Below are 12,953 nucleotides of genomic sequence, written 5' to 3' on the forward strand. Positions count from 1 at the left end.
TATGGTAAAAAGAAAAACAGCGATAAAAATTAGAAAGGCGCACCGCTATCTGGGCATCTTCCTGGGCATCCAGTTCTTGATGTGGACGATAAGTGGAATGTATTTCAGTTGGACGGACATTGACGAAATACACGGCGACCAATTTCGGCAAGACCCGGTCGAGGCATCTGCTTTTACACATTTGATAAGTCCATCCGATGTGAATCCTGAAGAAGGGATAGTTTCCGTAGAACTTCGGGAAATTGATGGCAATCCCTATTACTGGATAAATGACAAGCAACTTTTTGATGCCAAGACAGGCAAAGTAAAGAAAGTAATCTCAGAAAGTGAAGCTCTGAAAATCGCTGAACGGAATATGCTGCCGGAACTTCAAGTAAAAGGAATCGAGCGCATCGAGCAAGTGGGCAGCCATAGCGAGTATCGTGGCAGACCGCTTCCGGCCTATGTCATCAGTTATGAAACCTCTGAAAACATCAAGGCCTACGTTTCAGAAAAAGATGGCGCATTCCAAACGCTACGTCATCGGGATTGGCGATGGTTCGACTTTCTGTGGATGACCCATACGATGGATTATGAAGGTCGCGATGATTTTAACACAATCGTACTACGCACCTTTTCCCTACTGGGATTGATAACCGTATTGAGCGGGTTTTTGTTGTGGTACATCAGCTCGCCCACAATTAGAAAAATAAAAAAAAGAAACAAAAAACATTAAAATCGAAAACTATGGAACAATCAAAACACGCAAACAAAGGAAAGTACAGAACATTTTTTATGATGCTGGCTTGCTCATTTGTGGCAATGTACATCACAATGTATCTCAATACTTACGAATGGGACCACGTCTGGTTCAGCTTAACGCGCTTCTATATGGTCTGTCTGGGCATAGCAGCAATGGCAGTCATTATGTGGTTTTTTATGCGCAAGATGTACACTGACAAAAAAAAGAATATGGCCATCTTATTCGGTAGTTTGGTCTTGTTCTTGGGGGCGTTGTTTCTCGTACGTGACCAAAAATCTACCGTAGGCGATGTACTATGGATGAAAGCAATGATACCACACCATTCCATCGCAATCTTGACCAGTGAACGTGCGGATATTAAAGACCCAGAGGTAAAGAAACTGGCAGAAGAAATCATTAAGGCACAGCGCAGGGAAATCGCCGAAATGAAAAAAATGATTGAACGATTACAGAACGAAAAATAACAACCTATGAAAAAGAATATTATATACATCACCATCGCGGTACTTGTGGGACTGCTTGGTGGTTGGCTCATTTTTGGGGGCTCATCGGAAGAATCTATGACAGATAACCACGACCATTCCGCAGAAGCGGAAGGTCAGATGTGGACCTGCTCAATGCACCCTCAGATTATGCAACCCGAACCAGGTGATTGTCCCATTTGCGGAATGGATTTAATTCCTGCGGAATCGGGTGCCGACGGACTGGCAATGAACGAAATAAAGATGACCAAAAATGCTATGGCGTTGGCGGACATCCAAACGTCCATCGTGGGAAATGCTTCTGTAGATGATGAGAATATGATTTCCCTTTCGGGAAAAATCAAGATGAACGAAGAAGAAAATGCGGTGCAGGCCAGTTATTTTGATGGTAGGATTGAACGTCTCAACGTCAATTTTGAAGGTCAGGAAGTACGAAAAGGGCAATTGTTGGCAACCATTTATGCACCTAATCTGATAGCTGCTCAGCAAGAATTGATTACTGCGGCTTCGCTAAAAGAATCGCAACCCTCACTATACAAGGCGGTACGCAACAAACTGAAACTTTGGAAACTTTCGGATACCCAAATCAATAGTATAGAGGAATCCGGCACTATCAAGGAAAACTTCCCGATTTATGCGACCGTATCCGGAACGGTTTCAGAAAAAATGGCTGCCGAAGGCGACTATGTTAAACAGGGACAGCCCATTGTAAAGGTGAGTAACCTAAACTCTGTGTGGGCGGAATTTGATGCCTACGAAAACCAGATTTCAGAGTTTAAAAAAGGGCAGAAAATTTCAGTAACGACTAATGCTTACCCCAATAAGGAATTTGATGCAACAATTTCATTCATAGACCCTGTTCTGAACACACAAACGCGAACGGTTACCGTTCGGGCCAATCTTAAAAATAGCAATGGATTGCTAAAACCGGGAATGTTCGTGACTGGTAAAGTAGAAGGAACAACGGCAAATACGGTATCAAACCTGACCATACCCGCAAGTGCTGTGATGTGGACGGGCGAAAGGTCTTTGGTGTATATCAAAACCAACCCCAACAAGCCTGTTTTTGAAATGCGGGAAGTAACTCTTGGCAATCGTAATGGCGATATGTTTACGGTTACGTCCGGTTTAGAAAATGGTGATGAGATTGTGACCAATGGCACCTTTACCGTAGATGCTGCTGCCCAATTGCAAGGCAAGAAATCTATGATGAATCAAAGTACTCAAGAAGAGAAAGAAATGATGGCGATGGAAATGTCACTGTCAACTTCTTTTCAAGGTCAGTTTGTGAAGGCTTTGCCCTCATACCTTGAACTCAAAGATGCGTTGGTGGCCGGTGATGCTGAAAAAGTTTCCACTTTCGCAACGACAACTTCTGAAGAAATGAAGGCGATACCACAAAACGATTTGGACAAAATGCTCAAAACCCATCTATCCAAAAGTATTGAAATGTTGGATGCCATAGCAAGTAATTCCGATTTGGAAAACCAACGCAGCCATTTCGTTATTCTCAATGAAAATCTGGTTGCCATTGCAATGAACCTCGAAGGTGTGGATGATACCCTATATGTTCAAAAATGTCCAATGGCAAATAACAATAAAGGGGCGGTTTGGTTAAGCACCAAAGAAGAAATCCGCAATCCGTACTATGGTGATGCGATGTTGACTTGTGGAAGTGTGATTGATTCATTGAAATAGGACTTTGCAACACCATTGCATCCATAAATTTTTAACTTTGCATAAGTGAAAAACATCGCAGTCATATTATCCATTCTATTTCTTGTTCTTTCTATAAAACCCTGTACAGATGGAAACAATGTGGAAGATTTACATAAAGATGAGATAAGCGTCAACCACAACCACCAAGAGGATAGTGATGATTCGTGCCCAATCACCTGTATTTGTAATTGCTGTGGAATGGCAATTACTTATGTGCCAATCAAAACATTCAATCTGAATCGAAGCGAAGAAATCTCAACAGAAGTATTTTCAAGTTATCAATCCAACTACCGATTTGATTTTCTTTCCACTATCTGGCAACCGCCACAATTGATGAGCTAATACAAGACAAACCGTCAATTTTAGTTAATCAATTATAAATTTCAATGTACAAATTCATTTTGAGCGCAATGCTCACAATTTTATTGTGCTTTTCAATAAAGGCACAAACATCAGATGTTCAAATAAAAGTTATCACAGAGGATGAAAAAGAGCCTTTAATGGGTGCAACGGTTTATTTTCCAGAACCCGAAAAAGGTGCAGTAACCGGTTTTGATGGTATTGCCACTTTTGCAGAGATTCCAAATGGTAATCAAATCATAAGAATTTCATACCTCGGCTTTAAAACCCTCGAAGCGACTATCGAGGTGGGTTCAAAAGATATTTTCACTTTTACGCTCGAAGCTGGCGGTAACGAACTCGATGAAGTCGTTTTGCAATCCACACGAAGCACGAGAACGGTCAAGAAAATTCCAACCCGAATTGAATTCATCGGTACCGAGGAGCTGACTGAAAAAGCCATTATGAATCCTACCAATATTTCGATGGTGCTTCGAGAAAGTACGGGAATTCAGATGCAACAAACATCTTTAAGTAGCGCGAACACAAACATTAGAATTCAAGGACTTGATGGTCGCTACACCCAACTTTTGAGAGATGGATTTCCTTTGTATGGTGGATTTTCGAGTGGTTTGAGCATTTTACAAATTCCGCCGTTAGACCTAAAACAATTTGAAATCATCAAAGGAAGTTCATCAACCCTTTACGGTGGCGGAGCCATTGCAGGCTTGGTCAATATGGTCTCAAAGACACCAGAGTCAGCACCATCTTTGGACATTATGTTGACCCAAACACAAGCTTTAGGAAGTACAGCAAATGTATTCTATAGCAAGCGAAAAGAAAAGTTTGGTATTTCACTCTACGGCTCTGGGCACTATCAAAAAGCGTATGACCCAGAAGAAGATGGCTTTAGTAATCTACCAAAAACAACATCAATTTCTTTCAACCCTAAACTGTTTTATTATCCATCAGAAAAGACTACAGTTTGGTTTGGTTTAAATGGAACTTATGATGACAGAATTGGTGGCGATATCACCAAAATTGAAGAAGGTGAAAACGGAATTCATCAATATACCGAGAAAAATATATCAAAACGGTTAAGCAGTCAGGCAGTTTATAGAACGCAATTAGATTCCATTAGTTCTTTCAACGTAAAAAATAGTGTCTCATTTTTCGATAGAAATTTGACGATTCCTGATTTTAGTTTTGACGGTCAGCAAATCAATTCTTTTACGGAAATCAATTATCAACGTGCGACTTCAAAATTAGATTGGATTTTCGGTGCTAACTTATATACTTCAAACTTTGATGAAAACGACAACGCACCTTTACAACGTGACCAAAATGACGTTACCCTCGGTGCATTTGCAAACAGCATTTACGACCTATCTGAGAACTGGATTTTAGAGACTGGCTTACGGGCAGATTACAATACCGACTTCGGCTTTTTTCCATTACCAAGAGTTTCGCTACTCTATAAAAATAACAGCGGATTTTCAAGCAGAATTGGTGGCGGATTGGGTTACAAGATTCCCGATATTTTTACAGAAGAAGCCGAGTTTATCAACTTTGAAAACGTTCTTGTCATAGATAAAGAGACGATTAAAGCAGAACAATCCTATGGAATAAACCTCGATTTCAATTACCAGACACGATTGTTTGAAACCGTTGGTTTTTCTGTAAATCAACTTTTCTATGTTACCGCCATCAATAACGGTTTGCTGCTAAACAGCACAAACAATGGGTTTTTTGAGTTCAAAAATGCAGCAGAGGAGATTTTAAGTAAAGGTGCAGAAACCAATATCAAATTCACTTACAACGATTTCAGATGGTTTTTAAACTACGCCTTTATCGATACACGATTGAATTATTTGCCAGGTAACCCTCAAAAGCCACTAACTGCAAGACACAATGCAGGAAGCGTATTGATGTACGAATCGGACAAGTGGCGAATTGGTTACGAAACTTTTTACACAGGAAAGCAACTGTTATCCAACGGAACAGAAACAACTGATTTTATTACGATGGGATTACTGGCAATGCGCAATTTCAACTTTGGTAGTGTGTTCCTAAATTTTGAAAATTTCACAGATAGAAGACAAAGCAGATTTTCGCCATTGGTGTTGCCACCACACGAGAATCCCGAATTTCCTGAAATTTATGCCCCAACTGACGGGTTTATTTTCAGCGTAGGCCTTATTATAAAACCATTTGGAAACGAAGACCACGATTAATTATGCAAACGATAGAACAATTTTTAGAATCTAAGGAAATTCGGGTAACCGCAATGCGATTGTTGGTTTACAAATTCCTTTCAGAAAAAGATTCGGCAGTCACATTGACTGATGTAGAAAACGCTTTCGCGAAAGCGGACAGAACCACCATCTACCGAACGCTGAAAACCTTTGAGGAAAAAGCAATCGTGCACCAAATAGACGATGGAACAGGAATTACTAAATACGCCCTCTGCGAAAAAGGCTGCAATTGTGAAATTGAAAACGACTTGCACCTGCATTTTCATTGCAATAATTGCCAAGAAACCATTTGCTTAACTGACCATAAAATTCCTCAGATTAAAGTTCCGCAAGGTTTTGTTTCAGAAAATATAAATTTGGTGGTTAAAGGTATTTGTGATAAATGTAGCGGACTATAAATGCACTTCCGTTGCATCCAGTTTCAGCCTACATTAGCACAATAATTTAAGTTTATGAAATTCAATACCACCATTCCAATAGGTCTCAGAGCATTTTATTTGAATGAACTGAGCCTATATCGTTCTTCTTTGCAAAGTGGAAATCTGCCCCAAGCTTGGCACCATCTTGAACGTTCCCATATCCTTGGCCAATCCTACCCCTTAGAGCATACCTATACCCATTGGCTAATGTTGAAATTCGGGTTACGTCAGCGAAACATAAAAGAAGTCTTGGGTCAAGTAATTCGGCTCTTGGTTGGTGGTTGGAAATCATTTATTGACCACGTACCTCTTGGAAATACGGGTGGTAGTAACGTACCGCCTTTGAAAAGAATGGAAATGCCCGAAGACTTAGTCAAAATTTTAAAGAAATACCAAAAAACTCAATGAAAAAGAAAAAAGTAAACTTACGGGATTTGAACCCGAAAGAACATCAGGGCGAGCACAGTCACGACGACGGCCATAGCCACAGCAGTCCCGAAGAAGTTTCCAATTTTAAGACATACCTACCCGCTATTTTCAGCTTTGTTATGCTGATTACTGGTATTGCCATTGATTATTTTGATGCGTTTCCATTCTTTAAGGGCTGGGTGCGGATTGTTTGGTACACCGTTGCATACATTCCCGTTGGGTTTCCGGTCATTAGAGAGGGCTGGAACAGTATCAAGAAGGGCGATTTTTTTACGGAATTTTTCCTGATGTCCATCGCTACCTTGGGGGCATTTGTCATAGGTGAATATCCCGAGGGTGTGGCCGTGATGCTTTTCTATGCCGTAGGTGAACTGTTTCAGAACGCTGCGGTAAATCGCGCAAAGGGAAACATCAAGGCACTCTTGGATGCACGACCTGATGAGGCTTTGGTTTTTAGAAATGGGGATTTTGTTTCGGCCAATCCGGAAACGGTCGAGATTGGTGAAAGGATTCAGGTTCGCGTAGGCGAAAAAATTCCTTTGGATGGGGTTCTACTGTCCGAAAAAGCATCGTTGAACACAGCTGCCATTACCGGGGAAAGCAAACCAGACACCATCGCCAATAGCGAAAAGGTGTATGCGGGAAGCATCAATTTAGATGGGGTCATTGAAGTAAAGACTACCAAAGAATTCAAGGACAGTTCCATTGCCCGGGTTTTAGATATGGTGCAGAACGCCACCGCCCGAAAATCTAAAACGGAACTATTCATTAGAAAATTCGCCAGGATTTATACACCCATCGTGGTTTTCCTCGCCATCGGTCTGACCTTCTTGCCTTATTTTTTTGTGGATGATTATGTCTTTAGGGATTGGTTATATCGTGCTTTGATATTCTTGGTGATTTCCTGTCCCTGTGCCTTGGTCATATCCATTCCCTTGGGATATTTCGGTGGTCTCGGTGCGGCATCCCGTAACGGTATTTTATTCAAGGGTGCATCATTTCTCGATGCGATGACCAAGGTGAATACTGTGGTGATGGACAAGACGGGTACCGTAACCAAAGGGGTTTTTAAAATTAAGGAAGTGGTCAATAAATCTGCTTTCGCGGAAGCGGAATTTATGCAGTACCTGATGGCGATGGAAGAACAATCCACCCATCCCATTGCAAAGGCAATTCTGGAATATAAGTCCGATGGTGCAGATTTTGAAGCGACCGAAGTTTCCGAAGTAGCAGGAAAAGGATTGAAAGGTACGGTCAATGGAAAGCAAGTATTAGTGGGCAATAAAGCGTTGATGGTTTCCAACGGCATCGAAGTCCCCTCTGAAACCGATACCATAGTCGAATCCATAGTAATGGTAGCCATCGATAAAAAGTTTGCCGGATACGTGACCATTGCCGATGAACTGAAGGAAGATGCACACCAAGCCATCAATCAGATACGAGAAGCGGGTATCTCTAAAATCATAATGCTATCGGGCGACAAGGATTCCATTACCCAACAGGTTTCCAAAGAATTGAAAATCGATTGGGCGAAAGGTGGTCTGCTACCAGAAGACAAACTGAACGAAGTAGAAGAACTCAAAAAACAACCTGATACGACCGTAGCCTTTATGGGCGACGGCATCAATGATGCACCCGTACTCGCTGCAAGTGATGTGGGTATCGCAATGGGCGGATTGGGAAGCGATGTGGCCATAGAGACCGCAGACGTAATCATCCAGACTGACCAACCCAGTAAGATTGCAAGAGCAGTCAAAATCGGTCGTTCCACCCGTAGGATTGTCTGGCAAAACATCGGTCTGGCCTTTGGGGTAAAGGTAGTTGTTCTTATCCTTGGTGCTGGTGGTTTGGCATCTATGTGGGAAGCCGTTTTTGCCGATGTGGGTGTGGCGTTGCTTGCTATTTTTAATGCGGTGCGATTGCAGAAAAAGAAGTGGGGATGATATTCTTTCCAAGTCTTTAATGTGATGTTATTTAATATTTACTGTTAAAAATCTGTTATCTTTATAGGTCACAACAAGTCCTATTTTATGATACATATTCTTACAACAGGCGGCACCATTGAAGGACTGGATTATGTGGACGGAAAAGGTATAACCCAATCAAATGTCACGATTCAAGGTTTTCTTGAGAAAGCCAATGTTGATTTTGATTACACCATCGAAAGTGTGTTCAAAAAGGATAGCAGGGCCATCACAGATGAGGACAGAGCGCAGTTGATTTGCAAGATTAAGGAATCTGCTGCGACAAAGATTTTGATAACTCACGGTACTTTCACGATGGAAGACACCGCAAAATATATCGGAAAACTCAACCTGAATAAAACCGTCGTACTGGTTGGGTCTTTCATTTTAGGTTCATCTGCAGAGACAGATGCACTGTTTAATTTAGGCTATGCACTAAGCTCATTACAGCTTCTAAAACCGGATGTTTATATTGCTATGAACGGAAAGATTTTCAATTGGAACAATGTTTCAAAGAATTTAGAAACCAACAAATTTGAGCGCAATGACCAGTAAAGTAAATGTTCGGCACGTCAATACATTGGACAACTTTCTTCTATCTTTTAATAGATACGGTCATTGTATTGCTCACTTTTTACTTTTCGAGAAGGAATACACGAAGTAGCCTTCGACGGTTTTTATATCTCGGCATACTTTTCATTACATACAATGCCACGGGCGGATTTTTACCCATAGACAACTTTCCAGGGCCATTCATCCTTCAATATATCATTACGTATGGCGTGGCCATTGCGTTATGCGTGTATATCGTTTACTACCTGTATAAAGAGTACGACATCGTCGTATTGAAATTCAACTCATCCATTAAAAATCTCGCATTTTTAGCGAGTGGCAGCTATGTTGTTCTTTTTTTGATGCCATATTTTTTGACAGACTCTTTGGATGCGGCTCGCTTTCTTTTTACTATTCCCATATCCATAATAGCATTTGTATTTCTCATCATTTTCTATCGTCGTATTTCAAATCCGAGCAACCCGAATGCCTTTATTTTAAGGCGTAACAAATTATCTATGGTGAGTGTAGCAAGTATAGCCCTGTTACCCATCTGCACCGTAATAGGTGATTATCAATGGATAACCTTTACCGTAATGAATTTGGCCTTCTTTGCCATCACAGCCATTGAGGTAGATAGATATTTATACTTCATTGAAAACAATACCCGAATGTATGAGGTATTTGCCCTGAAGAAAAAACAGCGCGAAGAATCTGTAGAGCGCAAGATAATCTATGAGGATTTAACCCGACGGGAAATTGAAGTTGCACTATCCATCCTTAGCAATCTTAGTTATAAGAAAATTGCCGAGGAACTTTTCATTGCCGAAAGCACCGTGTCAAAACACGCCTCAAACATCTTCAAGAAAACGGGTGTGAAGAACAGACGCGAGTTTTTAAAGCGGTTTCGCAAAAAAAGATAATTAAATTTCCTCTCTGAAGACCTAAGTATATTCAGTGTCTCACAGAGTTTCCGTAGAAAAATACGGCTTGTTCCGTAATTAAATACGGTAAGTTTTCCTTGTACGTTTACCAGGTAAAATTATTTTAGTGTGAGTTCCATAAAATACACCAATGAGCCACAAATTTAATGACCTGTGGCGTTCATTTATATCATTTTGCAGGACTATGATATCATCTAACCAACCGCATCAACTAAATCCCATTTCTATGGTTTCATATCAAAATACACCTGCTTATGGACTTTCAATTATTAACTCAGCGACTAAAAAAAGAACTTGATGATATAAAACTTCAAAATAAGAGCATCCTTGAAAGGGCACACCGTTCCATTGGGCTCTGCCGTGATTCATTGAGCACGCTGAAAAAAGAGGTTCTGTCGCAAGGCTTCAAATCCATTCAAGACGAAATCCATTTTTTTAAAGTAACCAAACAAGTCCCTCTCGTTGAGTTAATCTACTATTCCGAAATCCATTCGTTTGAAATCCAGTTTCCGAAAATCGACTTAAAAAGTCAGCTTAAATCCATCAAAAAGAAAAGCAACAAACTCAATCGATTCTTTCTCTACAATCTGGACTTCGGAAGATACATTGAATCAGGGCAGACGCATTTTGACAAAGAATATTACACTCGTGATTATCTCAATGGGTATCATATCACACTTTCCAAATTCTATTTTCAAGACCCGGAATTTTGCACAGCACGAGATATGTTGCTCGGCAAGTACAATGCCTACAAGTCCCTAACCGAATACTTAGCGGATAAGCAAAAAAGATTGAAGAATGGGTTGAATGGAAATGAGATTTCCTTATCTAACACCGAAAAAATGCATTGGCCGTTCAGCAATACAGACTATGTGGAACTCATTTATGCGCTTCACGCCAAAGGGCTTGGCGCTAAAAACAATCTGAGTATTGTTAAAATTTCAGATTATTTGAGCCAGATTTTCGATGTTGAACCGAAAGACATCTATAAAACCTATCAAGACATCAAATACAGGAAAAAAAGCCGAACGCTTTTCCTTGATGAGCTGTCCACTTCCCTTCTTTCTGAAATGGATAAAAGCGAGAAATAATAGAATCTACCAGCCGTTTATCCATCAAATCTAAATGTTAAAAAATTACCGTACTACGGTTGACCTACGGTGATTTGGTTTTCAGCCTATTTTGCATAAAATTTATTTCCTTTTGGGTGCAAGTTTCGGCATTAGGGCCATTACACAGCACCAAATCAAACCAAATTTCAAGATGTTAAATTTTCACCGTAGTACGGTCGTACTGGGGAAGAAAATCCGATAATCCATATCAAATTTGTAGAACGAAAGTCAAATCAGGTCAGGGGCTATCAAATTAGTTGAAAGCAATGCGATAGTCCCTTTCTTTTAAACCGTTCTATTATGCCAACAAGCATTATCACCACAGACGACCTTCGGGAATTCAAAATGGAATTGCTCGATGACATTAAAAATCTATTGTCCAAACAAGCTTCTGGAAAAATCAAGAAATACCTTAAATCTTCCGAAGTAATGGATTTGCTTCAAGTGAGTCCGGGCACACTTCAAAACCTTCGCATCAATGGCACCTTGCCATACACTAAGGTAGGCGGAATCATCTATTATGATGCCGAGGAAATTCAAAAGGTAATGGATGCCAACCGTGTACACCACGGGTTAAATTCCTGAAACTATGAACTACATAAAGCTACTCAACGCGGCTTTTGAAACGTTCTATTTTGATGACCGCCTAAATCCTACCCATATCAGTCTGTATATGGCGCTGTTCCAAGAATGGAACAGCTGTCGCTTTATGGATGAGTTCTACGTAAACCGCAGGGAACTGATGCGCGTGGCCAAGATTGGGTCAAAATCTACCTATCACAGATGCATTACAGAACTTCACTCGTGGGATTATCTATCCTATTTCCCGTCCAACAATCCATACAAGGGCAGTAAAATCAAGATGTCCATTATCGGTACAAGTGATGAACCTGTTTCGGGACAGTACAATCCCATATTGGAACAGCTTGCGGAACAGTACTATCCCAGAGGTGTACCGCTTGAGGGACACCACCATCCCAAAAATGAACAGGCGGTGTACCGACACCGTCCCACAAATGGACAAGCATTGGTATCTAATACAAACAATATCAAACAGGAAAACTATATAAAACAGCCAAAGGACTGTCTGGCTGTCGTTGATTTTTTTAAAGAAAAGAATTTTGATAAAGCTGAAGCTGAAAAGTTTTATCAGCACTATGCTGACCGTTATTGGCAAACAGGAAATGGCGAACCAATTCGCGATTGGCGAGCTGTGGCCATCAATTGGATGGACAGAACCGAACTTTTTGAATTGGAAAACAAACCAAACAAAAAACGACCGTCCCAAATCAAGGACAACTTGCGAACCACTAAATCGAAAGACTATGGACAACCCCTCTAAAATCATAGAAGGCGGCGTGGAATACTCGCTGGGCAAATTTGATGGGAAAAGCGTACTGTATGATTTCTCGAAAATCCTGATTTATTTGAATGCCAAGGGCAAGTTACTGTTTGGTAAAAAGTTCAGGATTTATGATGAAGATAAACCCATTATTTTAAAGCTGTGCTCATATTTTATAAGAGATAAGGAAAACTGTGATAAATATGAAATTGATGTAGATAAAGGTATTTTACTCTCTGGACCAGTAGGATGCGGTAAGACCAGTTTGATGAAATTGCTGCGCCACATTGTGCCCTTGCAAAGACCTTACGAAATGATTCCCTGCCGAAATGTAACTTTCAGCTTCAATCACTTGGGTTTTAAAACCGTCGAGGAATATGGTAATACCAAATTCTACTGTTTTGACGATTTGGGTGTTGAACCTGCTGGCCGATTTTACGGTAAAGACCTCAATGTGATGGGTGAGGTTTTACTCTCTCGATACGAACTCTATCTCGACACCAAACGGAAAATAAAGACCCACGCCACCACCAATCTCAACGCCGAAGAACTGGAAGAACGCTATGGTAATCGGGTTCGTAGTCGGATGCGAGAATTGTTTAATTTGATTGCTTTTGATACAAAAGCTGTGGACAAAAGGAAGTAGTTTATTTT

The 12,953-nt window shown here is 40.6% G+C and carries 14 protein-coding genes; all 14 read left to right on the forward strand.

The annotated features are described in order from the left end of the window. Position 1 precedes the first annotated feature (1 nt). The 14 genes from MQE36_RS03205 (at position 2) to MQE36_RS03265 (ending at position 12,945) form a co-directional block, all read left to right on the forward strand. The gene (locus tag MQE36_RS03205; protein WP_149276655.1) at positions 2–715 is read left to right on the forward strand and encodes a PepSY domain-containing protein; all 714 of its coding nucleotides are present in this window, start codon (positions 2–4) and stop codon (positions 713–715) included. Positions 716–726: 11 nt separating this feature from the next. Beyond that, positions 727–1,206 (forward strand): DUF305 domain-containing protein, encoded by a 480-nt coding sequence (locus MQE36_RS03210; protein ID WP_149276654.1) that lies wholly within the window; start codon positions 727–729, stop codon positions 1,204–1,206. A gap of 6 nt (positions 1,207–1,212) precedes the next feature. Next, on the forward strand, positions 1,213–2,922 hold the full coding sequence (locus tag MQE36_RS03215; protein ID WP_149276653.1) for an efflux RND transporter periplasmic adaptor subunit: 1,710 nt from the start codon (positions 1,213–1,215) through the stop codon (positions 2,920–2,922). A 45-nt stretch (positions 2,923–2,967) separates the two neighbouring features. After that, the gene (locus MQE36_RS17015; RefSeq protein WP_149276652.1) at positions 2,968–3,285 is read left to right on the forward strand and encodes a DUF6660 family protein; all 318 of its coding nucleotides are present in this window, start codon (positions 2,968–2,970) and stop codon (positions 3,283–3,285) included. 68 nt (positions 3,286–3,353) lie between these two features. Further along, a complete protein-coding gene (locus MQE36_RS03220; RefSeq protein ID WP_242937747.1) occupies positions 3,354–5,516 on the forward strand; it encodes a TonB-dependent receptor in 2,163 nt (720 codons plus the stop codon). 2 nt (positions 5,517–5,518) lie between these two features. Beyond that, positions 5,519–5,935, forward strand: a complete 417-nt coding sequence (locus MQE36_RS03225) for a Fur family transcriptional regulator (RefSeq protein WP_149276650.1) — start codon at positions 5,519–5,521, stop codon at positions 5,933–5,935. 54 nt (positions 5,936–5,989) lie between these two features. Continuing rightward, entirely contained in the window at positions 5,990–6,364 is a 375-nt protein-coding gene (locus tag MQE36_RS03230) for a DUF3703 domain-containing protein (protein WP_149276649.1), read from the forward strand. Next, positions 6,361–8,328, forward strand: a complete 1,968-nt coding sequence (locus MQE36_RS03235) for a heavy metal translocating P-type ATPase (RefSeq protein WP_149276648.1) — start codon at positions 6,361–6,363, stop codon at positions 8,326–8,328. The genes MQE36_RS03230 and MQE36_RS03235 overlap by 4 nt, the downstream gene beginning before the upstream one ends. Before the next feature lie 87 nt (positions 8,329–8,415). Next, the gene (locus MQE36_RS03240) at positions 8,416–8,904 is read left to right on the forward strand and encodes an asparaginase domain-containing protein (RefSeq protein WP_045802065.1); all 489 of its coding nucleotides are present in this window, start codon (positions 8,416–8,418) and stop codon (positions 8,902–8,904) included. 5 nt (positions 8,905–8,909) lie between these two features. After that, positions 8,910–9,824, forward strand: a complete 915-nt coding sequence (locus MQE36_RS03245) for a helix-turn-helix domain-containing protein (protein WP_045802064.1) — start codon at positions 8,910–8,912, stop codon at positions 9,822–9,824. A gap of 275 nt (positions 9,825–10,099) precedes the next feature. After that, the gene (locus MQE36_RS03250; RefSeq protein ID WP_045802063.1) at positions 10,100–10,936 is read left to right on the forward strand and encodes an RteC domain-containing protein; all 837 of its coding nucleotides are present in this window, start codon (positions 10,100–10,102) and stop codon (positions 10,934–10,936) included. A gap of 321 nt (positions 10,937–11,257) precedes the next feature. Further along, positions 11,258–11,542: a helix-turn-helix domain-containing protein gene (locus MQE36_RS03255; protein WP_045802062.1), complete on the forward strand. Its 285-nt coding sequence runs from the start codon at positions 11,258–11,260 to the stop codon at positions 11,540–11,542. Between the two features lie 4 nt (positions 11,543–11,546). Beyond that, positions 11,547–12,299, forward strand: coding sequence for a hypothetical protein (locus MQE36_RS03260; protein ID WP_045802061.1), 753 nt, complete (start codon positions 11,547–11,549; stop codon positions 12,297–12,299). Continuing rightward, complete coding sequence (locus MQE36_RS03265) at positions 12,283–12,945, forward strand: ATPase (RefSeq protein ID WP_045802060.1); 663 nt, start codon at positions 12,283–12,285, stop codon at positions 12,943–12,945. The genes MQE36_RS03260 and MQE36_RS03265 overlap by 17 nt, the downstream gene beginning before the upstream one ends. Positions 12,946–12,953 lie beyond the last annotated feature (8 nt).

This window comes from Zhouia spongiae (assembly GCF_022760175.1).
GTDB lineage: Bacteria > Bacteroidota > Bacteroidia > Flavobacteriales > Flavobacteriaceae > Zhouia > Zhouia spongiae.